This is a genomic window from Acidaminococcus sp. (genome assembly GCF_057597765.1).
Genome location: NZ_DBMBXK010000002.1, coordinates 16,421 through 41,388, shown reverse-complemented (window position 1 = coordinate 41,388; position 24,968 = coordinate 16,421). Strand labels below are relative to the sequence as shown.

The window sequence follows — 24,968 nt, the reverse complement described above, 5'->3', positions numbered from 1 at the left end:
AAAGGAAGACTGTCATGCGTACTGAAATCCTGAACATCCTTCGTAAAAAAGCGCCGGAACCGGTTTCCGGCGAGGAACTGGCCAAACAGCTGGGAATTACCCGGACGGCCATCTGGAAGCATATTCAGACCCTGAAAAAGGAAGGCTACGGCATCGAAGCGTTCACCAAAAAAGGCTATGTGCTCACTTCCGTGCCGGACAAACTGCTGCCTTCGGAAATCATGGCCCATCTCCATACCCGGTTCGTGGGCCGGTCCATCTGTTATGAGGAAAGCGTCACCAGCTCCAACGAAGTATTGAAGAAGCTGGCGGACAAAAACGCCGCCGACGGAACCGTCTGTGTGGCGGAAGAACAGACCGGGGGCAAGGGACGGCTGGCCCGGGGCTGGTTCAGTCCCAAAGGCAAGGGCCTGTGGTTCTCCCTGCTGCTGAAGCCCGCCTTCCTGCCCCAGGAAGCCCCCAAAATGACCCTGCTCAGCGCCGTGGCGGTGGTCCGGGCCATCCGGGAAGTCTGCCAGGTGGATGCCCGGATCAAGTGGCCCAACGATGTGCTGCTGAACGGGAAGAAGCTGGTGGGGATCCTTACGGAAATGAGTGCGGAATTCGGCCACATCAACTATCTGGTGGTGGGCATCGGCATCAATGTGTGCGTGCCCAAAGAGATGGTGCCGGAAGAACTCCGGGCCGCCGCCATTTCCATTGCCGATGCAGCGGAAAAACCGGTGGACCGGGTGGCTCTCCTGGCCAAGGTGCTGGATTATCTGGAATACTATTATGACCTTGCCTGCCGGGAAGGGTTCGGCCCCATCCTGGACCAGTGGCGGAAATATTCCATCACCCTGGGAAAACAGGTGAAGGTGATCGCACCGGACAAGACCTATGTGGGGACGGCCCTGGACATCGATGATACCGGGGCTCTCCAGGTGAAGAAAGAGGACGGTACGGTGGAAACCGTCCTGGCCGGGGATGTTTCCATTCGTCCGGCCCAGGGAAAGGGGAAATACGCATGAACCGGACCAGAAACATGATGGGAGCCGGGCTGTTCACCGCCCTGATCATCCTCAGTTCCTATGTGACTATTCCCCTGGGACCGGTGCCGGTGACCCTCCAGACTCTGATGGTGCTCCTGGCCGGGTTCCTGCTGGGACCGGTGTGGGGACTGGCCAGCGTGCTGGTATGGATGGTCCTGGGCTGTGTGGGGCTGCCCGTATTCAACCAGGGCCAGGCCGGCATCGTCATGCTGGCAGGGCCCACCGGGGGCTTCATCCTCAGCTTCCCGGTGGTGGCATGGCTGGCCGGGAAGGTCAGCCGGGGATCCTGGGCCGGGGACAGCCTGTGGAAGAACTTCCTGGCCCTGGCCGGGGTGACGGTGGTGTGCTACATCATCGGAGCCATCGGCTTTAAACTGAGCTTCGCCTTTTTCCTCCACAAGCCCATGACCTGGGAAAAGACCCTGGCTCTGTCCGTGGCCCCCTTCCTGCCCCTGGACATCGTAAAAGCCCTGATCACCGCCTTCCTGGGCACCCGCATCCGCCGGGCCCTGAAGGCAGGGGGGATGTGGGAGTAAAGACGGTCAATTGACCGTTGACCGCTGACAAAGGGGGTAATGCTGTATGGAACATACAGCATTACCCCCTTTTCCTTGACAACTCCCCCCGTTGCCCCTATAATAAAGTCGTTTATGGACCGGACCTGTACGGAGAGAGAATGCCGGGAGCCCTGCTGCAGGGTGCTTCTGAGGGATTCCCAGGCCGGTCATTCTAGAAACCGATATGGAGGGTTTTCACCATGTTAATGGTCATGGATGTTGGCAACACCAACATCGTAGTAGGGGTTCACGACGGCAATACCTGGCAGGCACACTGGAGAATTTCCAGCAGCCGCTCCCGGACTTCCGATGAATTCGGCATCATCCTGGGCAGCATGTTTGCCTACAGCGGTATGGATATGAAGGATATCGAAAACATCATCATTTCCACCGTAGTGCCGCCTCTTCTGGTACCCCTGTGCAACATGTGCAAGCGTTTCTTCAGCATCACTCCCTTTGTGGTCACCAGCGAAATCAAAACCGGTCTGAAACTGGATTACGATGATCCCTCCCAGATCGGGGCCGACCGGATCGTCAACGCAGTGGCTGCCCACAACATGTACGGGGACAAGGGGAATCTGATCATCATCGACTTCGGCACCGCCACCACCTTCTGCGCCCTGACCCCTGCCGGGGAATACCTGGGTGGCGCCATTGCCCCGGGCATTGGCATTTCCACTGAAGCCCTGTTCCAGAAAGCGGCCAAGCTGCCCCGGATCGAACTGATCAAGCCCCCCAAGGCAATCTGCCGGGACACCATTCACGCCATGCGGTCCGGCGTGATTTACGGCTTTGTGGGCCAGATGGACGGCCTGATCACCCGGATGAAAAAAGAACTGGGAGGCCAGGCCTTTGTAGTAGCCACCGGAGGCTTTGGCAAACTGATGGCCAGCGAATCCGACCAGGTGGACGTAGTAGAACCCTTCCTCACCCTGGAAGGCCTGCGGATTCTGCATGAGATGAATAAATAAAGGCGGTCGCGGGTCGCGGTCAGCTGTCAATGGTCAATGGCCGAAGGAAGCCAACTTTCGTTGGCTTTGAAAAATTGAAAACGGAATGACTGTTCCTGTCTGTAAGTGGAAACTCAGTTGTTATTGAGTTTTCGCCTTGGCTTTCTTTCAGACAGTTCTTTACAAGGAACAGATTCAAAAGCAGGAAGCAGTGAATTGCTGCTTCCTGCTTTCATTCGGCCATTGACAATTGACCATTGACAATCAGTAAAGGAGCACTCCTAAATGACAACTCACATCGAAAAAACGCTGCAAACCCTCCTCCCGACCCGGCTCCCCATCGCCCTTGCCCCTATGGCCGGGGTTACGGATCTTCCTTTCCGGGTGATCTGCCGGGAGCTGGGGGCGGATTACACGGTTTCGGAGATGGTCAGCGCCAAGGCTTTGCTGTTCAGGAACCCCAAGACCTTTGCCATGTTGGAAGTGGATCCCCGGGAGCATCCGGTGGCCATCCAGCTGTTCGGTTCGGTGCCGGAGGAATTGGCCCGGGGTGCGAAAATCGTGGCGGAACACGGGGCGGACATCATCGACTTCAACATGGGCTGCCCGGTGCACAAAATCGTGGCCAATGGGGAAGGGTCCGCCCTGATGAAGGACCCCGAACGGGCCTATGCCTGTCTGGCGGCTCTGGTGGATGCGGTGGACCTGCCGGTGACGGTGAAGTTCCGGGCCGGCTGGGATGAGGAACACCGGAATGCGGTGGAGATCGCACGACTGGCAGAAAAGGCCGGCGTGGCGGCAGTGGCAGTCCATGGCCGTACCCGGGGGCAGTTCTACAGCGGAAAGGCGGACTGGGACATTATCCGCCAGGTCAAGGAGGCCGTGTCCATTCCCGTACTGGGGAACGGAGATGTGTTCACCGCCCGGGATGCTCTGGCCCTGTGGGAGACCACCCACTGTGACGGAATCATGATCGCCCGGGGAGCCCAGGGAAATCCCTGGATCTTCCGGGAAGTGAAGGCGGCCCTGGCCGGGAAACCCATTCCAGCCGTGACCCTGGAGGAACGGTTTGCCATGGTCCGGCGCCATCTCCGGGACCTGATTGCCTTCAAGGGAGAAAAAGTGGCCATCCGGGAAATGCGCCACCATGGAGCCTGCTACTTCACTGGTCTCCCTCACAGCGCCCACTACCGGAACGCCATCAACCAGTGCCTGACAAAAGAAGCCTTTGAGCAGGTGCTGGAGGAGTATGAGGGGGAATTGGAAAAGGGACTGTGAAAAAATGAGAAATCATTTTTTCACAGTCCCTTTTTTCAAAAGAACGCCTTGTCACAAATGGCATTCATGATATTCTCTTCCCACACATAGTTCCCGCTGAATTTTCCTTCGCTCCTGGGGTCCTCGTCTTCGGCCACCGCTTCTCCGTTCATCATGTAGATGAACCCGTTTTTGGTGCCGGGGACCACGAACAGGCCGGACAGGAGGCCGTAGGCTTCCCCGGTGTGGCCCCACAGGTCCAGTTCATGGTCTTTCACCACCCGGGAGGTGCCGCTGCCCTTGATGGGATACATGGCCAGGCCGTAGGCCTCGATGGAGCCTCCGTAGGTGTTCCCGTTCTTCCTGGCCGGATCCCAGGTCCACTGGGTGGTCATCATTTCCCGCAGGGCCTCGGGCCGGAGCACCTGTCTACCTTTGTACTTCCCGTTGTTCAGGACCATCTGGAGGGCATGGCCCAGTTCGTCGTAGGAGATCCGCAGGCCCCCCTGCGGGGAGAAGAAGGTGGCGTTGGTGCCGGGCTGGTAGTCCTTCAGGCTGTAGAAGGCATCCAGGTCCCGGTGGTCCGGGTTCTGGACCTTCACCTGGTCTTTGGGAGGCTGTTTCCCCTGGTAGTCATCAATCTGAGGGATCCAGGGCCCCTGTTCATCCCATTTCCCATTGCTGTTCTTCTGGTAGATCACCCCCAGGTTTTTGAAGGCTCCTTTGGAAAGGTTCCCCACAGTGTAGTCCGCCTTGATGTCCAGGTCCTTCAGGATGTGCTTTTTCTGGTACAGATCGAACCGTTCCCCGGTGACTTTTTCGATGATGGTACCCAGAAGGCCGTAGTTGATGTTGGAGTACTTGAAGTATTCCCGGGGAGCCTGGCCGGCGGGAGCAAAATGGTCCCCGTTTTCATAGAACTTCCCGTCCTTCACGAAAAATTCCCGGACGGAGTATTCCGGGGGAATGGCATAGAGCTTCCCGTCCCGGAGACTGGAGGTGTGGCTTAGGAGCATCCGGACGGTAATGGGGGTGTCCGGATAGTTGGGATTCCGGAGAGGGAAGCCCAGGATCTCGCTTACATCCTGGTCCAGCCGGAGCTTCCCCTCATCCACCAGCTGCATGATGGTAAAGCCGGTGAACATCTTGGAGACGGAGGCCGCCCGGAACCGGGTATCCGGAGTGATGGGCAGGTCTTTCTGGCCGGGCTTTTCTGCAAAATACCGGTGTCCGGCAAAATGGGTGTAGACTTTCTTTCCGTTCTTGTACACTTCCACTCCCAGGCCGGGTACATGGGTGCCGTCATGGCCCACCATTTCATCCAGCTGGGCGGACAGGGCTTTGGCCGCCTTGGGATCCATGGCCTTCCGGGCCAGGGCGTACTGGGGCATGAGCACGGCGGCACACAGCCCCAGGGCCGCCAGCCATTTCAGATGGTGCTTCGTTTGCATAAAAAGACCTCCTTTGAACAGTTCCGGAATTTCGACGGAAAAATCAGGCTTTTCCGTCACTACCAGTACCCATTATACCGGTGAACAAAAAGACAGTCAACATGTATACAGCATACTATATAATGTTAAAAAATCGGAATACTTCATTGACAGTAGACGGGCGGATACGGTAAACTTAAGTTGTAAGACCCATAGAGAATGCTGTTTCATTTTGTGTGGGCTATGGCCAATAGCTCAGGGAGCATTGTGAGACCCAGCATGGGGCAGAGTGGTTTTGCTGCGCCTTTGCTGGGATTTTTTTATACCCCGGCAGCAGGCTCTGAGGGAAAAACATCAGGAGGTCGTACAATGGATTTAGCAAAACTGGTAGACAACAATCGGGAAGCCATGGTGAAAACCCTGCAGGAAGCCGTCCGGATCAAAAGTGTCCAGGAACCGGCTGTGCCCGGCAAGCCTTTCGGGGAAGGTCCGGCCCGATGCCTGGCCTATATGCTGGAAGAAGCGGCCAAAATGGGCTTCCGCACGGAAAATGTGGACAACTACATGGGCTGGTGTGAATACGGGGAAGGACCGGAAATGGTAGCCGTCCTGGGGCATCTGGATGTGGTGCCGGAAGGGGACGGCTGGACGAAGGATCCCTACAGCGGGGAAGCGGACGGAGAAAACGTCTACGGCCGGGGCACCATGGATGACAAAGGCCCCACCACCGCCGCCCTCTATGCTCTGAAGGCCCTGAAGGACAGCGGGGCTCCCCTGAAACGGCGGATCCGGATCCTCTTTGGTACCAACGAGGAAACCGGCAGCCAGGACATGAAGCATTACCTGGAAAAAGGCGGGGAAATCCCTGTGTGCGGGTTCACCCCCGATGGAGAATACCCGGTGATCAACGGGGAAAAGGGTATCATCAACGTAACCTTTGAACGGGCCTACACCCAGGAGGGTGGTCTGGTTCTGAAGGAAATCAAAGGGGGCTCCGCCTTCAACGTGGTGCCGGCCCTGGCTTCCGCCACCATCCAGTGCGCGCCTGCAGAAGCCGCCAAGATCCTGGAAAAATATGGAGAAAAGGATCCCAAGGTCCAGTGGGAAGTGATCCCGGAAGGGTTGAAAGTCACTGCCCAGGGAGTCCAGGCCCATGCAGCCTCTCCGGAAAAGGGAGAAAATGCCATCGGCCGTCTCCTGGCTGCTCTGGCGGAACTGCCCTTTGGGGATGATCTCCATCAGGCACTGGCGTTCCTGGGTCAAAAGATCGGTACGGAGATCCACGGGGAATCTCTGGGCATCTGCCTGGAGGATCCGGATTCCGGGAAGCTGTCCTTCAACCTGGGGGTCATTGCCGGAGACGCTGGGAAACTGACCCTGAAGATCAACTACCGGTATCCGGTGACCAAATCCTATGAGGACTGTGCTCCTAAACTGGATGCCCAGTTCGCAGAAGCCGGGTTCCGGAAGGTCGGCGAAACCCACAAGAAATCCCTGTATGTGGATCCCAAAACCGACTACATCCAGACCCTGCTCCAGGTGTACGGAGAACTGACGGACTTTGAACCGAAGACCATCTGCATCGGAGGCGGCACCTACGCCAAGAGCATCCCCAACATTGTGGCCTTCGGGCCTATTTTCCCGGGGGATGCAGTGCGGGAACACCTGCCTAATGAATACTGGGAAATCGACAAACTGGTGCTCAACGCCAAGATCTATGCGGAGGCTCTGTACCGGCTGGCGAAATAAAGGCGGTCAGCTGTCAACGGTCAGCGGCCGGAGGAAGCCAGTCTCGCTGGCTTTCAATGAAGAACAATGGTTGTGCAATTAAGGAGGGAAAGCCAATGAAAATCACGCAAGTTCGCCTGGGACGGATTTCCGTTCCCCTTCGGGTACCGTTCAAAACCGCTTTGCGGCAGGTCAACAGTGTGGAGGATATCATTGTGGAGATCCACACGGATACCGGTGAGGTGGGATTCGGGGAAGCGCCCCCAACGGGAGTCATTACCGGAGATACCACCGGAGCCATCATTGGCGCCTTCCAGGATCATATCAGCAAGACCCTGGTGGGCCGGGACGTGGATGACTTCGAAGATATCACCCGGGCGGTCCAGGACTGCATCGTGAAGAATTCCAGTGCCAAGGCTGCGGCGGACATGGCCCTGTGGGACCTGTACGGCAAGAAGTACGGGATTCCGGTGTACAAAATGCTGGGAGGCGCCCGGAACAAGATCGTTACGGACATCACCATCAGCGTGAATCCCCCGGAAGAAATGGCCCGGGATGCAGTGAATGCCCTGGAACGGGGCTATGACACCCTGAAAGTGAAGGTTGGCATCGATCCGTCCCTGGATGTGGCCCGGCTGGCCGCCATCCGGAAGGCTGTGGGGCCGGACATCCGGATCCGCATCGATGCCAACCAGGCCTGGAGCCCCAAACAGGCAGTACGCCTGCTGAACCAGATGCAGGAAAAGGGCCTGGATATCGAACTGGTGGAACAGCCGGTAAAGGCCCACGACCTGGAAGGGCTGAAATACGTCACGGAACGGTCCTATGTGCCGGTACTGGCCGACGAAGCGGTGTTCTCCGTAGAGGACGCTCTGAAAATCGTCCAGATGCAGGCGGCGGACCTGATCAACATCAAATTGATGAAATGCGGCGGTCTTACCAACGCCCTGAAAATCGCCACCCTGGCGGAAGTCTGCGGAGTGGAGTGCATGATCGGCTGCATGCTGGAGGCCAAGGTTAGCGTCAATGCGGCGGTGCACCTGGCCTGTGCCCGGAAGATCATTACCCGGGTGGATCTGGACGGGCCGGTGCTCTGTTCCGAAGATCCGGTGGAAGGCGGCGCCGTCTTCAACGAAAAGGAAATCACGGTCAGCGACGGGCCGGGGCTGGGTGTCACCGGGGTCCGGGGCATCCGGTATCTGGACGACTAGCCTCCTGACGGGGAAAAGAAAGGGGAGATTTCTATGGTCATCACCAACGGTTTTACCTACATTGCCTTCCTCATGTGCCTGGCAGGGGTCCTGCTGGCACTGGAAAAGTACACCAAGTGGAAAATCTTCAACCTGGTGCCCCCTCTGGTGTGGATCTATGTGCTGAACATGATCTTCTGCACTATGGGCCTGTACCATTCCAAGGAAGTGTCCGCAGCCTACAAGGCCCTGAAGAACAACCTGCTGTATGCCATGATCTTTGTGATGCTGCTTCGGTGCGACTTCCGGAAACTGGCCAAACTGGGAGGCCGGATGGTGGCCATCTTCCTGGGCTGCTCCGTGACATTGTTCATCGGCTTTGTGGTGGGCTACCCCATTTTCAAAGGCTTCCTGGGCCATGATACCTGGGGCGCCGTGGCGGCCCTGTACGCTTCCTGGGTAGGGGGCTCTGCCAATATGGCAGCCATGCAGGCGGCTCTGCCGGTGGATGCGGGTGCCTACAGCTGTGCCCTGGCCCTGGATACCGTGTGCTATTCCGTGTGGATCGCCCTGCTGCTCCTGATGGTGAAACATGCGGACAAATGGAACAACTCGGTGAAGGCGGATACGTCCAAACTCCAGGCAGTGGCTGATGCAGCAGCTGCGGAAGTGGCCAAGGAAAAGAAAAAGGCATCGGCGGCTGACTGGATTTTCCTGATCGGTGTTTCCCTGCTGGTGTCTGCCATTGCCCAGAGCGTGGGGGCTTCCCTCAACACCATGCTGAAGGGTGTGGGACTGGCCATGTTCGACAAAGGGACCATGACCACCGTGTTCGTCACTGTCCTGGGCCTGATTTGTGCCATGAGCCCTCTGGGCAAGGTCCCTGCTGTGGAAGAACTTTCCAGTGTGTACCTGTATGCAGTGGTGTCCCTGCTGGCTTCCACTGCTTCCGTAACGGACCTGTTGAGTGCTCCCATGTGGGTGGTGTACGGGTTCTTCATCCTGGTGGTCCATGTGATCGGCATGTACATCCTGTCCAAGCTGTTCCACTGGGATCTGTGCATGGTTTCCACCGCCTCCCTGGCCAACATCGGCGGGGCGGCCTCCGCACCTATCGTGGCGTCCGCCTACAACGAATCCTATGCCGGCATCGGGGTCCTGATGGGGGTCCTGGGGGCTGCCATAGGGAACTTCGCCGGACTGATCTGCGGGTATGTTTTGAAAATGATGGCGTAATTGGTATAATAAAGGGGTGCTGCACGTTGGGTGCAGCACCCCTTTATTTGTCAGCGGTCAGCGGCCGGATGTAAAAATTTGCAGGCAAATTTTTCGAATGGAAACGCAGCCAGCGGCTGCTAACCCACCACCATTGTGCAAGCGCAACGGTTCCCCGCCCTTGAAAAGGGCGGATATCTGCCGGGGCTGACGCCTGCTGCCTTTACAGTACCAGTGCAACCAAAGGAGCACAGTCACATGGACAAACGAACCCTTTACCTTACCGGGGAAGCCCGGACCAATATGGACAATGCCATTACCAAGATCTACGGGGTGTTCTACATGGCCTTTGAGGTGGTGGAACAGACCGGGGAAATCGTGGAGGTGGACTGCAACGCCACCCTGGAGCTGACCCGGAACTTCATCCGGAAACTGTTCCTGAACCATTCCATCCTGGAGGAATCCCAGTTCCTGGAACAGGAAGTGACCCGGCGGTATTTCGGCTCCTCCGGAAAGGCCATCCTGGCCGCCTACCGTGACGCCCGTCAGCATTACCGGCAGATAGTGGGGAAGTAGTGGCCCGCGACCGGGGCTGCTGCATTGCAGCAGCCCCTTTTTACTCTGCTAAAGTTCGGAGTTCTCCCTATTCGACCTCTTTTTATCCTGAAAAAATTGTAAAAGTTCTCTTGAAAAGACATAAATTCGAACAATCATATATTGCTGAATAAAATTATTCGAGAAAATCCCATTTTCCTCTAGGCGATGGGAAACTTTTGTGTTATAATAAACCACGTAATCAAAGACCAAAGGATACAGGTTTTGGTAAGGCAAGATTCAAAAGGGATGGAGACACACCTGCAAACAGGGGCTCTGTTCCAGTCCAGGCCAGGTATTCAAAAAGAACTTTCGAGGGGAAAGGGGTACATGATTATGTACGAAAAAGATCTGCTTTACGTGATTAAACCCAGTGAATTGGAACCGGAAACCTTACGCGTACTGCTCGCTCAACATCCTGAGATTAAATTTGTGTCCTTCATGGGCATTGACTTCGCCGGCAACGACACCGACGAAAAGGTACCCATCAGCGCACTGCTGAACAACATGGAAACCATGCTCTACAGCCATACCGCCCAGACTGACGGTTCTTCCGTAGTGCTGCCCGGGGTTGCCTCTCTGAACGATGCCCGTGTGGACATGGTGGCAGACCTGTCCGTGAACTGGTTCGTGGACTACAACATGGAACACATCGATCCGGAAACCGGTAAAATGGTGGGCACCCTGCGGGTTCCCTGCTTCCTGAAACACAATGGGGAATTTGTGGATTCCCGGTACCTGCTGAAGGAAACCCTACGCTATGTGGGCGATGAAATCCTGAAAGCCATGAAAGCCGAAGGAAAAGTCCCCGGCTTGGCCTTTGCTCCGGAAGATGTGGAAAAGATCACTTCCACTTCCGCTACGGAACTGGAATTCTGGGTGAAGACCCCTACGGAAGACGTTTCCACCGAAGCCCTGTCCTCCTCTCAGATCATGCAGGAACAGTACTGGGCCCGTACCCGGGGCAACGTTCGTACCGCTCTGGAACAGGCTGTGGAGATCCTGGGCTACTATGGCCTGGAACCGGAAATGGGCCACAAAGAAGTGGGCGGTGTCCGGGGCCAGCTGGATGCCAACGGCAACATGACCCACGTCAATGAACAGCTGGAAATCGACTGGAAATATTCCACCGGCCTCCAGGCTGCTGACAACGAAATCCTGGTCCGCACCATTGTGAAGGAAGTGTTCCGTGCCAACGGGCTGGAAGTTTCCTTCCTGGCCAAACCCATCGTGGGGGTTGCCGGCAGCGGCGAACACACCCATGTGGGCCTGGGCTGCCTCACCAAGGATGGCAAATTCTACAACCTGATGAGCCCGGCCGACATGACCAAAGATTTCCTGTCCGCTGTAGGCTATGGGGCACTGATGGGCATCCTGAAGAACTATGAAGTGCTGAACCCCATCGTTTCCTGCACCACCGACGCTTTCAAACGGCTGAAACCCGGGTTCGAAGCTCCTATCTGCATCGTAACCTCCCTGGGCATCGCTCCGGACGTCCCCTCCCGGAACCGTACCATCCTGGCCGGCCTGATCCGCGACCTGGACAACCCCAAGGCCACCCGTTTCGAAATGCGGGCTCCCAACCCCTTCACCAACACCTACATGGCTCTGGCAGGCTTCTACATGGCTGCCCTGGACGGCATCAAGGCTGCCCTGGCTTCCGGCAAGAGCACGGATGAACTGTGTGCGGAACTGTCCAAGAAGTCCGGTGAAGACGGCTTCTATCTGGAAAAAGACAGAGAATACCGTTCTGAAAACGATGTATTCGAAGACTACACCGAAGAAGAACGGAACAAATACTTCGGAGCTCCCCCTGCAACGGTTTGGGAAAACTGCAAGGCTTTCGACAAGTATCCGGAAAAGGTGGCCGTGCTCACTGCCGGCGACATCATCAAACCGGTTTACCTGAAATCCTTCGAAGAGGGTGCCCTGATCCGTTGGCAGACCGAACTGCTGAAACACATCATCCCTGACTACCGGGCCAAAGTGGTGGCCATGAAACCGGTGACCAGCGAAAGCAGCACCGCCTGGGATGACGGCATGTGGCAGAGAGTCCAGGAACTGCGGGTCCTGATCGCCAAAGATACGGACACCAGCACCAGCCTGTTCACCCAGATTGCCAAAGCCTTTGCTGCCGGTGACTTTGACAAGGCTTCCGACCTCCAGAAGACTCTGGATGCCAAGATGGAAGAACTGGAAGGCCTGTACACCGATTATAAAAACAACATCCTGTAAGATCATGGAAAAGGAGGCTGCCGCGCTGTGCAACGCAAGACCTTTGGTCTCCTGCTGGCGCTCCTGCTTCTCTTCCTGATGCCCCTGACTGGCAGGGCTGCCGCCGTAAAACCGGTGGCAGTCCTGGGGTCCAAGGGTCAGAAGGTGGAAGAAGTACAAGCTATGTTGTCCAAACTGCACTACTACAACGGCGATATAGATGGAGAGTTCGGAACAGGGACACAGATTGCAGTAAAAAAATTCCAACAGAAGAATCGGAAACCGCAGACCGGGGATGTGACCTGGTCCATTTACAATTTAATGAGCAAACAGAGTGGCCTGAGTTTCGGTCATTTCCGGAAAATCTGGATCATGGAATCCACAGGATACAGTCCTCAGGATCCCGGGGTCACAGGAGTCACCTACACAGGTGCCATGATGCGCCGGGGTGTGGTGGCAGTGGATCCGGTACTGATCCCTCTGGGCACAAGACTGTACATAATGGGCTACGGCGAAGGACTTGCCTGTGATATTGGCTCTGCCATCAAGGGCAACAAGATCGACCTGGCTTTTGACAACCGCGGACAGGCGCTGGAATGGGGCCGTCGGCGGGTACGTGTGTATATACTGTAAAAAGCGGACAAAACGGCAGGAATAAAGGAGTGGAACCAGTGCTGACAGCAAAAGAAATCCCCAACTGGATGGTCAAAAAATTCGAAGAAAACAGCTTCATGAAACTGGCTGACGTGAAACTGGAAAAAGTGGAGTGCGGCTACTGTGAACTGAGCATGGACGCGGACCCGGAACACAAACACGGGAACCGGTACGGAGTGATCCACGGAGGAGCCCTGTTTACCCTGGCGGATACGGCCATGGGGGCGGTGGGCTACAGCATCGGCTGCAAGGTGGTCACCCTGTCCAGTTCCATCAACTTCATCAGCAATTCCAGTGCCAAAGAAAAGGTCTGGGCCAGAGCCTCCCTGATCCATGCCGGCCATTCCACCCTGGTGACCCGGGTAATGATCTATGACCATACCGGGAAGGAAATGGCCGATGTAACAGGGACCATGTTCGTCATCGGTCATTTTGACGAAATACCCAAAAAGTGGTAAAATATTCATACATTTAGGCTTAAAATTGAGAATAAACCATAAAACAGGAGGACCCTTATGGATTTCGCATTAACCGAAGAGCAACAGGAATTGCAGGCGATGGTGAAGGATTTCGTGGATAAGGAAATCGTTCCCTATACCGAAGAAATGGACCGGGAAAATCATGCAAGACCGGAAATCTTCAAGAAGGCAGGGGATATGGGCCTGCTGAACCTGGTTGTTCCGGAAGAATACGGCGGGCCTGGACTGGACAGCATTACTATTGCCACCATCTATGAAGAACTGGGCAAAGGCTGCGCCGGCATCGCCACCTCCATTGCCGCCAATGCACTGGCTTCCTATCCCATTCTGCTGGCTGGCAATGAAGAACAGAAAAAATATCAGTGCGACCTGCTCAACGACGGGAAACTGGCCGCCTTCGCCCTTACCGAACCGGGAGCCGGTTCTGATGCCGGGGCTGTGGCCACCAAAGCCGTGAAAGACGGGGATCACTATGTACTGAACGGGAACAAAGTGTTCATCACCAACGGGGGTATTGCCGACAGCTTCCTGGTGTTCGCCAACACCCGGAAAACCGGCGGCATCCGGGGCCTGACCGCTTTCATCGTTCCCAAAGACACTCCGGGCTTCAGCGTGGGCCGGAAAGAAGACAAAATGGGGATCCGTCCCTCCAACACCTGTGAACTGATCCTGGAAGATGTGGTGGTTCCGGAATCCATGCGGGTGGGCCGGGAAGGCCAGGGCTTCCGCATTGCCATGAACACTCTGGACAGCGCCCGTCCTTTCGTGGCCGCTGTGGCTGTGGGGCTGGCCCAGTCCTGTCTGGACATTGCCGCCCATTACGCCCGGGAACGGAGACAGTTCGGCCAGCCCATCGCTTCCTTCCAGATGGTCCAGGCCATGATTGCCGATATGGCCATGAAAGTGGAAACCGCCCGTCTCATGGTCCACAAAGCCTGCTGGATGCGTGACCAGGGCGTGGAATTCGGCAAGGAAGCAGCCATGAGCAAATGCTTCGCTTCCGATGTGGCCATGGAAGTGGCTACCGATGCGGTCCAGATCATGGGCGGCTACGGCTACATGAAAGATTATCCTATGGAAAAGAAAATGCGGGATGCCAAGATCCTCCAGATCTACGAAGGCACCAACCAGATCCAGCGGATGGTCATTGCAAACAAGATTCTGTACTGAGGAAAAGGGGTTGCTGCGTGGGCAGCAGCCCTTTTCTGCTGTAATTTTCTGAATACCGCTGTTGTCAAGGCAGGCAAAATATCTTATAATGTTCTATGTATACAATAAAGCGGCTCCTCCGTCTATGGAGTCCAATCGATGGATATAGGAGAGGAAAAAACAAATGATCAGTGCCGGATTGTTAGCGGAAGCGAAAGAAACTGTAAGAGATTTGAGCGTTCGTGAATTGATTGAAGAAGCCATCCGTAACGGAGAAGGGACCTTTTCCGACCGGGGTGCGCTGCGGGTAACCACCGGGACCCATACGGGCCGTTCTCCCAAGGACAAATTCATTGTGGACACCCCTCTGACCCATGATGTGGTGAACTGGAACAACAACCAGCCCTGCAGCCAGGAAACTTTCGACCGGCTCTATGCCAAATGCGAAGAATTCATCAAGACCCACAAGGTCTATGTGAAGAACGTGAAGGCTGGGGCAGACCCCAAATACCAGATCCGGGTGAAATTCATCAACGAAATGGCCTGGCAGACCGTTTTCGTCAGCCAGCTGTTCATCAAGACCGATGAACCCAGCACCGTCCAGGAAGATTTCACGGTAATCTCCCTGCCCAGCGTGGAAGCGGATCCGGCCACGGACCATACCCATTCTGAAACCTTCATCATCCTGAACTTCGACAAGAAAGTGGTCCTGATCGGCGGTGGCATGTACGCCGGGGAACTGAAGAAATCCATTTTCTCCGTGATGAACTACCTGCTGCCCCGTCAGGGCATCCTGACCATGCACTGTTCCTGCAACGAAGGGAACAAAGGAGATGTGGCCCTGTTCTTCGGCCTGTCCGGTACCGGCAAGACCACCCTGTCCGCCGATCCTCAGCGTTCCCTGATCGGGGATGACGAACACGGCTGGGGAGACAACGGGGTGTTCAATATCGAAGGGGGCTGCTATGCCAAGTGCATCGACCTGACGGAAGACAGCCAGCCGGAAATTTACCGGGCTGTCCGGTTCGGTGCGGTAATGGAAAACGTGGTGGTGGATCCCAAGAACGGGGTGCCGGATTTCTCCGACAACAGCATTACGGAAAACACCCGGGTGGCTTATCCCCTGAACTACATCCCCAACGCCAAGCTGCCCAGCATGGCCGGCCATCCCAAGAACATCATCTTCCTGACCGCCGATGCTTTCGGGGTGCTGCCTCCCATCTCCAAACTCACCAAAGAACAGGCCATGTACCATTATCTTACCGGCTACACCAGCAAGGTGGCCGGTACGGAACGGGGAATCACGGAACCCCAGGCCACCTTCTCTACGGCCTTCGGGGCGCCTTTCCTGCCGCTGCCTCCCCTGACCTATGCCAAGCTGCTGGGAGAACGGATCGCCAAGCATGAAACCAACGTGTACCTGGTGAACACCGGCTGGAGCGGCGGCCCCTACGGGGTTGGCAAACGGATGAAGCTGGCCTACACCCGGGCCATGATCCACGCGGCTCTGGACGGGGAACTGGGCAAGGAAGGCTGGACCACCATGCCCATGTTCGGGGTCTCCATCCCCAAATCCTGCCCCAATGTGCCCAGCAACGTGCTGAATCCCCGGAGCACCTGGGAAGACAAGGGAGCTTACGACGAAACCGCCCGGAAACTGGCCCGTCTCTTCCAGGAAAACTTCAAGAAATTCCAGGGAGAAGTAACCGAAGACATCGCCTCCGCCGGACCGGTGGTGAAATAAGCGGGAAGGGGGAGCTTTCCCCTATTGACCATTGACAAAAAAAGAGGGACGCAGGTGCGTCCCTCTTTTTTTTATGCTATAATTATAAATTGCAATGAACTGGAAGGACGGTGAGTGTATGGCGGAAACTGTCTATTGTGCGGATACGGCGGCCACAGAGACTCTGGGACGGAACCTGGGGGCTCTGTGCCGGGAAGGGGATGTGTTCCTGCTGAACGGAGACCTGGGGACCGGCAAGACCTGTCTGGTGACCGCAGCCTCCACGGCTCTGGGAGTGGATCCTCAGGAAGTCACCTCCCCTACTTTTTCCCTGATGAATGTGTACCATGGGAAGACGCTGAACATCAAGCATTTCGACCTGTACCGGATCAACTGGCCGGAAGAACTGGAAGACATCGGGTTCTCTGAATATGCCGGGGGAGACGGGGTCACATTCATCGAATGGGCGGAACTGTTTCCGGACTATATGCCGGAAGAAAATCTGGAACTGAAATTTACCCGCAAGGGTGAGGGACGGGAAGTGGAACTGCTCCCTCACGGCAGACGGTATGAGGAATTGGCCCGGGCGCTCCTTGCTCCCAAGGGCCGGGAAGGTTGAAATCGTGCTGACATTGGGAATTGATACGGCGACCCGGGTGTGTTCCGTGGCCGTCTGTGACGGAAAGAAAATCCTGGGGAGCCTGGATGTGAATGTGGGGCTTACCCATTCTGAAGGTCTGGTGCCCCAGCTGGAAACCCTGCTGGCCATGGCCCGGGTGAAAAAAGAGGATCTGGACCTTTTGGCGGTAAGCCGGGGCCCGGGTTCTTTCACCGGTCTGCGGATCGGTATGGCCACTGCAGAAGCCATGGCCTACGCCCTGGAACGGCCTCTGGTGGCGGTGGATACCCTGGCAGCCATTGCCTATAACCTGCCGGTGGCTGGAGTCCGGTTGACTCCGGTGCTGGATGCCCAGAAGGGGAATCTGTATGTGGGCAGCTACCGGTGGAACGGGGACCATTTGGAAGAAATGGAACCGGTGCGGATTGCACCTGCCAAAGAACTGGCCGCCCAGCTCCAGGAGGGCTCGGAGCCGGCCATCCTTATGGGAGAATGCCACCGGGTGCCCGGGACGGAAGCCTGTGACCGGGTGACCCTGGCCCCGGAAAGCGCCCGGCTGCCCAGAGGGTCTTCCGTGGCCATCCTGGGTGCGGCCCAATATGTGCCGGAAGGGGACATCCACAGCTATTTCGGTATGGATCCTTTCTACATTCGCCGGTCGGAAGCGGAGGAACTATGGGAAAAGAGACATCCGGAAGGACGGTAAGACCTCTGACCCGGGAAGATCTGCCCTGGCTGCTGCCTCTGGACGCAGGATCCTTCGGAGAACCCTGGACAGAAGAAACCTGGGGGGACGAACTGGAAGGCCGGCTGAGCCATTACATCGCCCTGGAAGAAGGAGGAGTGCCGGTGGCTTTCGGGGGCTTCTGGCTGGTGGCGGGAGAAGCCCAAGTCATGCGCCTGGCGGTGGATCCCCGGCGCCGGGGAGAAAAACTGGGGCTGGCCCTGGTGGAAGCCATGGTGGCGGAAGCCCTCCGTCTGGAAGCGGTGGAAATGACCCTGGAAGTCCGGGAAGGGAACACCCCGGCCCGGCGGACCTATGACCATCTGGGCTTTACCGAATGCGGCCGGCGGCCGGGGTATTATGGAGACAACGGGGAAGCGGCGGTGCTTATGCGCCGGGACCTGTAAATCGAGGAGATTATGACGGAAAAAGCAATCAATATATTGGGAATCGAAAGCAGCTGTGACGAAACGGCGGCAGCGGTGATCCGGAACGGACGGGAGGTATTGTCCAATGTGGTATCCACCCAGATCCTGGTCCACCGGAAGTTCGGGGGCGTGGTGCCGGAAATCGCTTCCCGGAAACATATCGAACATGTGATGCCGGTGATCCACAAGGCCCTTACCGACGCCAAAATGACCCTCCAGGACGTGGACGCCATTGCCGTGACCTACGGACCGGGGCTGGTGGGCGCCCTGCTGGTGGGCCTTTCTGCCGCCAAGGGGCTGGCCCTGGGCAGCGGGAAGCCTCTCATCGGGGTGAACCATCTGGAAGGCCATGTATTCGCCAATTTCCTGGCGGATCCGGATCTGAAGCCTCCCTTCCTGGCCCTGGTGGTCAGCGGGGGACATACCTCCCTTCTGGTGGTGGAAGATTACAACACCTTCCGGCTCCTGGGCCAGACCCGGGACGATGCGGCAGGGGAGGCCTTTGACAAAATCGCCCGGTTCATGGGGCTGCCCTATCCGGGAGGCCCGGAAATCGAACGGCTGGCCCGGAACGGGAATCCGGCAGCGGTGGATTTTCCCCGGCCTTTGCTGCCCGGCTGCTATGATTTCAGCTTCAGCGGCCTGAAAAGCGCCGTGATCAACCACATCCATACGGAAGAACAGCGGAAAAGCGGCTTCCGCCGGGAAGATGTGGCGGCCTCCTTCCAGCAGGCCATTGTGGACGTGCTGGTGAAGAAAAGCCAGGAAGCCATCCAGGCCACAGGCCTGAAAAAGATTGTCTTGGCCGGCGGGGTGTCCGCCAACAAATGCCTCCAGGAAGCCCTGGCCCAGGGGGCCCGGGAAGCGGGAGCAGAACTGGTCCATCCCACCCCCATACTCTGCACCGACAACGCGGTGATGATCGGCGTACGGGGCTACTACCAGTATCTGAACCAGGACTTCGCCAACCTGGACCTGAACGCAGATCCCAGTTTGAAGCTGGGGGAATAAAAAAAGGGGCTGTTGCATAAGCAACAGCCCCTTTTTTCACGCTTCTTTCATGGAATTCAAAATGGCATCCACCAGATCGTTCATGCTCCGTTCCTGGCCTCCGGTCATCCGGGAGTTGATGGTCACCCCGTCCTGGAGGACGGTCATGGCCTTCATGTTGTTTTCCAGGAATTCCGTCATGAGACCGCCTACGGTGCAGGCCCAGGATCCGTTTTCGATGATCCCCACGATCCGTTTCTGCAGGTTCAGGGCCTTCATGTCTTCCAGGAAGTTCAGCATCTTGGGATAGATTCCCAGGTTGTAGGTGACGGAAGCCAGCACCAGATGGCTGTATTTGAAGGCATCGGAGATCAGGTAGGAAATGTCCGTTTTGGACACATCGTACATATGGATGTTGGTCATGCCCTTTTCCGCCAGCTTGGCCGCCAGTACGGAAGCAGTGCTTTCGGTGTTGCCGTACATGGAGGCATAGACCAGGAGCACACCTTTTTCTTCCGGTTCATAGGTGGCCCAATGGATGTACTTGTCTACGATGTATTTGATGTTGTTCCGCCATACCGGCCCGTGGAGAGGGCAGATCATCTTGATGTCCAGCTGGCTGGCCTTGCCCAGAAGGTCCATGACGAAGGGTCCGTATTTCCCTACGATGTTGGTGTAGTACCGGCGGGCATCATCCAGCCAGTCCCGGTCGAAGTTCACTTCGTCGTTGAAGATCCGGCCGCCCAGGGCTCCGAAGGAACCGAAGGCATCGGCGGAGAACAGGGTACCGGTGGTCAGGTCGAAGGAGACCATGGCTTCCGGCCAGTGGACCATGGGAGCGGCCACAAAAGCGATGGTGTGCTTCCCGAACTTCTGGGTGTCGCCCTCTTTCACCACGATCTGTTTTTCCCCTTCCACCCGGTAGCCGAACTGGTCCATCAGGGTGAAGGCCTGTTCATTGCTGATCACCGTGGTTTCCGGGTGCCGGAGCAGCACTTCTTCGATGGAAGCCGCATGGTCCGGTTCCACATGGTTGATGATCAGGTAGTCCAGTTTCCGGCCTTTCAGGACCCCTTCCACGTTTTCCAGGAACTGCTTGCATACGGACCAGTCCGCAGTGTCGAACAGCACGGTCTTTTCGTCCAGCAGCAGATAGGAGTTGTAGGAAACGCCCCGGGGAATGGGATGGATGTTTTCAAACAGTGCCAGCCGGCGGTCATCCGCCCCTACCCAGTATAAGTCATTGGTTAATTTTCTTACACATTCCATAGTTATGCTCCTTTTCTCACTTTACGGGTACGAATTCAGTCTTGGCGGAGTTGCACAGCGGGCATACCCAGTCTTCCGGCAGATCCTGGAACTTGGTTCCCGGCTTCACATCCGCATCCGGGTCGCCCAGATCCGGGTTGTATTCATAACCGCAGCCCTTGCAGACATAGCGGCCTTCCGGCATGTCTTTCAGGATCAGAGGTCTCTTCATCTTGACCATGGGAGGAGCGGGTTTCTTGGGCTGGCCGTTGTTCAGGGCCTTGGCCAGAAGCGGCAGGATCACCTTCACGTCCCCTACGATGCCGTAGTCGCAGTTCTTGAAGATGGGGGCCCCGGCGTTGATGTTGATGGCCACAATGGTGGTAGCGTTCTTGATGCCCTTCAGGTGCTGGACTGCACCGGAGATGCCGCAGGCAATGTACAGGTTGCCGTTGAACTTCTGGCCGCTCATGCCCACATACCGGTCAATGGGTACATACTGGAGGGTTTCCGCCACAGGACGGGAGGAACCTACCGCAGCCCCGGCCTGGCGGGCCAGTTCTTCGATCAGCTTCATGTTGGCCTTTTCCCCGATGCCCTTGCCGGCGCTGACCACCCGTTCCGCATCGGAGATGGGAGTATCCAGAGGGATGCCCACGGTAAAGTCATAGCCGTCGTTCTTCAGGGCTTCCACCAGGGCAGCCACCTGTTCTTCCGGGGTGCCGTCCTTGAAGATCTGTTTCTTCCGGGCCCCGGTAATGGCTGCATTCTGCTTGGGAGCGCCCCCATGCTTGGCCACGGACATCTTATCCGTAATGTGGGAGGCAATGACCACCCGCTGGATTTCGTTGGTGCCTTCGTAGATGGTGGTAATCTTGGCATCCCGGTAGAAACGTTCCACATCCATGCCTTTCAGGTAACCGGTGCCGCCGAAGATCTGGAGGGCATCGTTGGTGATGGAGACTGCCGCATCGGAAGCGTACATCTTGGCCATGGCGCTTTCCATGCCGTAATCCTGGTGTTCCTGCTTCAGTTCCGCAGCGCTGTATACCAGGAACCGGGCAGCCCGGAGTTTGGTGGCCATATCCGCCAGCTTGAAGGAAACACCCTGGTTCTGGCAGATGGGAGCATTGAACTGGATCCGTTCCTTGGAGTAGTTCAAAGCCGCTTCATAGGCACCCTGGGCGATTCCCAGGGCCTGGGCCGCGATCCCGATCCGGCCGCCGTCCAGGGTAGCCATGGCAATCTTGAAGCCCTGGCCCCGTTTGCCCAGCAGATTTTCCTTGGGCAGCTTCACATTGTTGAAGATCAGTTCCGCCGTGGCAGAAGAACGGATCCCCAGTTTGTCATAATGGTCACCGAAGGTGAAGCCCGGCATGCCTTTTTCCACGATGAAGGCGCTGATGCCCCGAGTGCCTTTCCCCGGTTCAGTGACGGCAAACACCACATAGGTATCGGCTTTCCCTGCGTTGGTGATGAAAATCTTGTTCCCGTTGAGGATCCAGTGGGTACCATCGAATTCCGCGGTGGTTTCCGTTTCCCCGGCGTCAGAACCGGCGTTGGGTTCCGTCAGGCCGAAAGCCCCGATTTTTTTTCCGGAAGCCAGGGGCACCAGGTATTTCCGTTTCTGTTCTTCGGTGCCGAAGGCGAAGATGGGATAGGAGCCCAGGGACACATGGGCGGACAGGATAACACCGGCGCCTCCGTCCACCCGGGCCAGTTCTTCCACGGCAATGGCGTAGCTGATGTAGTCCAGCCCGGCACCGCCATATTCTTTGGGGAAGGGGATGCCCATCCATCCCAGTTCGCCCATTTCTTTGACCTGTTCATCAGGGAACTTGTTTTCCTTGTCCAGCATGAACGCAATGGGTTTGATCTTGGTTTCCGCAAACCCCCGTACTTTGGCGCGGAATTCTTCATGTTCCTGTGTGGTGGTGAATAACATACGCGTACCTCCTCTGTCTTGGAAAATCAGTTTGTCAGAACCTTCAGTTAGTCACAACATACCAATTTAAAAATAAAATTATTTTAATAATAATTCTATCTTTATATGATTCAATGGTACACTTTTCATATACGTTTGTCAATGGGAAAAATCAGAAAGTTTCTGCTTTAACCGGTCCAGGAACACCTGGCTGGACCGGGACAGGAGACGGAACTTCTTCCAGGCCACCAGACTGCCGGCGGATAGGGGCGGATCCAGAGGGATGAATTTCAGCCCCTGGGTTTCGATTTGGAGCAGATTGTCCAGACCCAGAGCATTGATCTGACCGGTACGGACCAGCAGGGATGCGTTGCCGATCAGGTCGAAACGGCCTGCCACCTGGAGATTATCCAGGGTCACCTGACCGCCGGACCAGCGGGAAAAATCAAAGGTCTTCTGGGTGGTCCGGGAGGAAATGAGAAGGGGCATGGCCAGGAGATCTTTGGGGGTCACTTTTTCCAGATGGGCCCAGGGACTGTGGAGACTGGTGACGATGCCCACCCGGTCCGGTTCCGGGAGATGGAGAAAGTTGTATTTTTCCGGGTTGAAGGGTTCGATGAACAGACCAAAATCCAGCAGCCCGTGTTCCAGCCGTTCCTGGACCCCGTCCGCGTTGTTGGTGAACAGTTCGATGGTGAGACTGGGATATTCCTGATGGAGTTCCCCGAAAGTGTCGGTGATCCAATGCATGGCCCGGGTTTCTCCGGCACCGATCCGGATGCAGCCGGAAAGGTCCATGTCGTCTTCCCGGATCTCTTCTTTGGTCTGGTCCACCAGGGCCAGGATCTCTTCTGCCCGCTGGCGCAGGTGCATCCCTTCTTCCGTCAGGGTAGTGCTCCGGTTGGTCCGGACAAAGAGCTTTTTGCCCAGTTCCTTTTCCAGGTCCGCCATCTGCCGGGACAGGGTGGGCTGGGTGACGAACAGCACATTGGCGGCTTCGGTCATGTTCTGTTCCCGGGCCACCGCCAGAAAATATTTCAGGGTACGGATTTCCATGGTTCCCTCCTGCAATAGAAAAAACGCATTTGTAAGTAGTTGCTATAAGTATTATACATCTTAAAGAGTTTGGAATACAATACAGGAAGAACAGGAAAGGAGAGATCAACCTATGGATCTGGAAGAACTGGAAAAAATGAGCCCCTTTGCCCTGGGGGAAGAAAATACGGGCTATGCCCAATATTTTGATGGAAAGAGTTATCTGAATATGCTGACCCTGGAACAGGTGCCCACTGCTGTGGTGACCTTTGAACCGGGCTGCCGGAACCACTGGCACATCCACCATGCAGCCAAAGGAGGGGGACAGATCCTCATCGTCACCGCCGGCCGGGGCTATTACCAGGAATGGGGGAAACCTGCCCGGGAGCTGAAAGCCGGAGACGTGGTGAACATCCCTCCGGAAGTGAAGCACTGGCACGGGGCGGCCCCGGATTCCGCCTTCCAGCACCTTGCCCTGGAAGTGCCCGGAGAAGGCACCAGCAATGAATGGTGTGAAGGGGTGGATCCAGAAGAATACGGGAAACTGAAATAAAAGGAGGCCCCATGGAACGGAAACAATGGTTTTGGCACATGACAGCAGGGATTCTGGCGGTTGTGACGATAAGCGGAATTGGATTGCAGACAGGGGAGGTTTTGGCCATGGAACAGAAAAAAGAACCGGTCAAGGTGGTACAGACTGCAGGACGGGATCAGCTGGGGAGTTTTGCCCCGGATTTTGCCCGGTACAATGATGACATCCTTTTTGGAGAAGTGTGGAGCGCCAACGATAAATTGAGCCTCCACGACCGGAGCCTGGTGACGGTGACGGCTCTTATCGCCCAGGGGCTGACGGACAGCTCCCTCCAGTATCACATGGCCACCGCCAAAAAGAACGGGGTGACCCGGGAAGAAATGGTCCAGGCCATCACCCAGCTGGGGTTCTACGCCGGCTGGCCCAAAGCCTGGGCGGCGTTCCGGTATGCCAAAGAGGTATACGGAAATGAATGAGAAGGAGGCGGAAAGCCTCAAAAAGACGGCACTGAGCCAGGCAGAGCTCCAGGCGGCAGGCTGTCCGGAAGAGACCATCCGGAAGATCCTCCAGGAAAAGAATGACCGGTGCCAGTGCCGGTGTCTCCGCCAGTACCGGAAGGAAATCCTGGCCAAGCTCCACCGGGAGCAGGAGAAACTCACCAATGTGGATTATCTGCTGTACCATATGGAAAAATGACAGCAGGGAGAAGAATAAAGGAAAGCGGGAAAAATATGTCCAAGATGCTGATTGTCTATTATTCCTGGTCCAACGGGAATACGAAAAAGATTGCGGAAGAACTGCAGAAGGCAACCGGGGCCGATCTTGCCAGGATCGATACCCTGAGTGCCTACAAGAATCAAAGCTACGATGAAGTAGTCTGGGAATCGGAAAAGGATATCGCCAAAGGGTACAAGCCGGAACTGGCCCCTCTGTATTTCCACCTGAAGGACTACGACACGGTGGCGGTGGGCACCCCTACCTGGTGGTATACCATGGCTCCGGCCATGAAGACCTTCCTGGAAAGCCAGGATTTCACCGGGAAGAAAGCGACCTTTTTTGCCACCCACGGAGGCTGGCCCGGCCATGCCCTGAAGGATATGGAAAAAGCCTGTAAAGGGGCTTCTTTCGGTCCGGAACTGACCATCCAGTTCGATTCCACCGGCGGCAGCCGTCAGGTGACCAGCCAGGACAAAGTGGAAGAGTGGATCCGGAAAGTACAGGGATGGAAGTAAGCATCCCATTGGCCGCGGTCTGCGCCGCTGGATGTAAAGCAAACAGAGTAAAGCTGTGAAAGGGG

24 protein-coding genes and 1 pseudogene are annotated in these 24,968 nt (G+C 56.4%); 21 read left to right on the top strand and 4 right to left on the bottom strand.

The window, feature by feature from the left end:
- Positions 1-14 precede the first annotated feature (14 nt).
- The 4 genes from ACZOF8_RS01380 to dusB all read left to right on the top strand — a co-directional run bounded on the left by ACZOF8_RS01380 (position 15) and on the right by dusB (position 3,816).
- A complete protein-coding gene (locus tag ACZOF8_RS01380) occupies positions 15-1,010 on the top strand; it encodes a biotin--[acetyl-CoA-carboxylase] ligase (RefSeq protein ID WP_022487344.1) in 996 nt (331 codons plus the stop codon).
- On the top strand, positions 1,007-1,567 hold the full coding sequence (locus ACZOF8_RS01375) for a biotin transporter BioY (RefSeq protein WP_022487343.1): 561 nt from the start codon (positions 1,007-1,009) through the stop codon (positions 1,565-1,567). Before ACZOF8_RS01380 ends, ACZOF8_RS01375 begins: the two co-directional genes overlap by 4 nt.
- Positions 1,568-1,788: 221 nt before the next feature.
- The gene (locus ACZOF8_RS01370; protein ID WP_154488552.1) at positions 1,789-2,559 is read left to right on the top strand and encodes a type III pantothenate kinase; all 771 of its coding nucleotides are present in this window, start codon (positions 1,789-1,791) and stop codon (positions 2,557-2,559) included.
- A 264-nt stretch (positions 2,560-2,823) separates the two neighbouring features.
- Positions 2,824-3,816, top strand: a complete 993-nt coding sequence (gene dusB / locus ACZOF8_RS01365; protein WP_302157603.1) for a tRNA dihydrouridine synthase DusB — start codon at positions 2,824-2,826, stop codon at positions 3,814-3,816.
- Positions 3,817-3,851: 35 nt separating this feature from the next.
- On the opposite strand, the gene ACZOF8_RS01360 is transcribed toward dusB, so the two are convergent.
- Positions 3,852-5,246, bottom strand: a complete 1,395-nt coding sequence (locus ACZOF8_RS01360) for a serine hydrolase domain-containing protein (RefSeq protein WP_487426486.1) — start codon at positions 5,244-5,246, stop codon at positions 3,852-3,854.
- Positions 5,247-5,594: 348 nt separating this feature from the next.
- Between ACZOF8_RS01360 and pepV the strand changes: the two genes are divergently transcribed.
- The 13 genes from pepV (at position 5,595) to tsaD (ending at position 18,953) form a co-directional block, all read left to right on the top strand.
- Entirely contained in the window at positions 5,595-6,974 is a 1,380-nt protein-coding gene (pepV, locus tag ACZOF8_RS01355) for a dipeptidase PepV (RefSeq protein WP_329778100.1), read from the top strand.
- 95 nt (positions 6,975-7,069) lie between these two features.
- The gene (locus ACZOF8_RS01350; protein WP_487426485.1) at positions 7,070-8,164 is read left to right on the top strand and encodes a dipeptide epimerase; all 1,095 of its coding nucleotides are present in this window, start codon (positions 7,070-7,072) and stop codon (positions 8,162-8,164) included.
- Positions 8,165-8,197: 33 nt separating this feature from the next.
- Positions 8,198-9,379, top strand: a complete 1,182-nt coding sequence (locus ACZOF8_RS01345; RefSeq protein ID WP_022487337.1) for a DUF819 family protein — start codon at positions 8,198-8,200, stop codon at positions 9,377-9,379.
- Positions 9,380-9,616: 237 nt separating this feature from the next.
- A complete protein-coding gene (locus ACZOF8_RS01340; RefSeq protein WP_022487336.1) occupies positions 9,617-9,934 on the top strand; it encodes a DUF3870 domain-containing protein in 318 nt (105 codons plus the stop codon).
- Positions 9,935-10,288: 354 nt separating this feature from the next.
- On the top strand, positions 10,289-12,187 hold the full coding sequence (locus ACZOF8_RS01335; RefSeq protein ID WP_288174503.1) for a type I glutamate--ammonia ligase: 1,899 nt from the start codon (positions 10,289-10,291) through the stop codon (positions 12,185-12,187).
- Positions 12,188-12,214: 27 nt separating this feature from the next.
- On the top strand, positions 12,215-12,799 hold the full coding sequence (locus ACZOF8_RS01330) for a 3D domain-containing protein (protein WP_022487334.1): 585 nt from the start codon (positions 12,215-12,217) through the stop codon (positions 12,797-12,799).
- 38 nt (positions 12,800-12,837) lie between these two features.
- Complete coding sequence (locus ACZOF8_RS01325) at positions 12,838-13,278, top strand: PaaI family thioesterase (protein ID WP_487426484.1); 441 nt, start codon at positions 12,838-12,840, stop codon at positions 13,276-13,278.
- Positions 13,279-13,335: 57 nt separating this feature from the next.
- Positions 13,336-14,469: an acyl-CoA dehydrogenase family protein gene (locus ACZOF8_RS01320; protein ID WP_022487332.1), complete on the top strand. Its 1,134-nt coding sequence runs from the start codon at positions 13,336-13,338 to the stop codon at positions 14,467-14,469.
- Between the two features lie 163 nt (positions 14,470-14,632).
- Entirely contained in the window at positions 14,633-16,192 is a 1,560-nt protein-coding gene (gene pckA, locus ACZOF8_RS01315) for a phosphoenolpyruvate carboxykinase (ATP) (protein WP_154488554.1), read from the top strand.
- Positions 16,193-16,310: 118 nt separating this feature from the next.
- Positions 16,311-16,790 carry a tRNA (adenosine(37)-N6)-threonylcarbamoyltransferase complex ATPase subunit type 1 TsaE gene (tsaE, locus tag ACZOF8_RS01310; RefSeq protein ID WP_154488555.1) on the top strand — a complete coding sequence of 160 codons (480 nt, stop codon included), beginning with the start codon at positions 16,311-16,313 and terminating at the stop codon, positions 16,788-16,790.
- Positions 16,791-16,794: 4 nt separating this feature from the next.
- On the top strand, positions 16,795-17,496 hold the full coding sequence (tsaB, locus tag ACZOF8_RS01305; protein ID WP_302575224.1) for a tRNA (adenosine(37)-N6)-threonylcarbamoyltransferase complex dimerization subunit type 1 TsaB: 702 nt from the start codon (positions 16,795-16,797) through the stop codon (positions 17,494-17,496).
- On the top strand, positions 17,466-17,921 hold the full coding sequence (rimI, locus tag ACZOF8_RS01300; protein ID WP_022487327.1) for a ribosomal protein S18-alanine N-acetyltransferase: 456 nt from the start codon (positions 17,466-17,468) through the stop codon (positions 17,919-17,921). Before tsaB ends, rimI begins: the two co-directional genes overlap by 31 nt.
- Before the next feature lie 12 nt (positions 17,922-17,933).
- Positions 17,934-18,953 carry a tRNA (adenosine(37)-N6)-threonylcarbamoyltransferase complex transferase subunit TsaD gene (tsaD, locus tag ACZOF8_RS01295; RefSeq protein ID WP_154488557.1) on the top strand — a complete coding sequence of 340 codons (1,020 nt, stop codon included), beginning with the start codon at positions 17,934-17,936 and terminating at the stop codon, positions 18,951-18,953.
- A gap of 36 nt (positions 18,954-18,989) precedes the next feature.
- On the opposite strand, the gene ACZOF8_RS01290 is transcribed toward tsaD, so the two are convergent.
- The 3 genes from ACZOF8_RS01290 to ACZOF8_RS01280 form a co-directional block, all read right to left on the bottom strand.
- Entirely contained in the window at positions 18,990-20,201 is a 1,212-nt protein-coding gene (locus ACZOF8_RS01290; RefSeq protein WP_154488558.1) for an FprA family A-type flavoprotein, read from the bottom strand.
- 16 nt (positions 20,202-20,217) lie between these two features.
- Positions 20,218-22,125: an acyl-CoA dehydrogenase family protein gene (locus ACZOF8_RS01285; protein ID WP_317423449.1), complete on the bottom strand. Its 1,908-nt coding sequence runs from the start codon at positions 22,123-22,125 to the stop codon at positions 20,218-20,220.
- A 138-nt stretch (positions 22,126-22,263) separates the two neighbouring features.
- Entirely contained in the window at positions 22,264-23,160 is an 897-nt protein-coding gene (locus ACZOF8_RS01280) for a LysR family transcriptional regulator (protein ID WP_154488560.1), read from the bottom strand.
- A gap of 112 nt (positions 23,161-23,272) precedes the next feature.
- Between ACZOF8_RS01280 and ACZOF8_RS01275 the strand changes: the two genes are divergently transcribed.
- From ACZOF8_RS01275 to ACZOF8_RS01260, 4 genes and pseudogenes are all read left to right on the top strand, one after another.
- A complete protein-coding gene (locus ACZOF8_RS01275; protein WP_022487322.1) occupies positions 23,273-23,692 on the top strand; it encodes a cupin domain-containing protein in 420 nt (139 codons plus the stop codon).
- A 107-nt stretch (positions 23,693-23,799) separates the two neighbouring features.
- A pseudogene (locus ACZOF8_RS01270) lies at positions 23,800-24,135 on the top strand (carboxymuconolactone decarboxylase family protein); the annotation flags it as partial.
- A gap of 4 nt (positions 24,136-24,139) precedes the next feature.
- Positions 24,140-24,367 (top strand): hypothetical protein, encoded by a 228-nt coding sequence (locus tag ACZOF8_RS01265; RefSeq protein WP_022487320.1) that lies wholly within the window; start codon positions 24,140-24,142, stop codon positions 24,365-24,367.
- Positions 24,368-24,402: 35 nt separating this feature from the next.
- Positions 24,403-24,903 (top strand): flavodoxin, encoded by a 501-nt coding sequence (locus tag ACZOF8_RS01260; RefSeq protein WP_154488561.1) that lies wholly within the window; start codon positions 24,403-24,405, stop codon positions 24,901-24,903.
- Positions 24,904-24,968 lie beyond the last annotated feature (65 nt).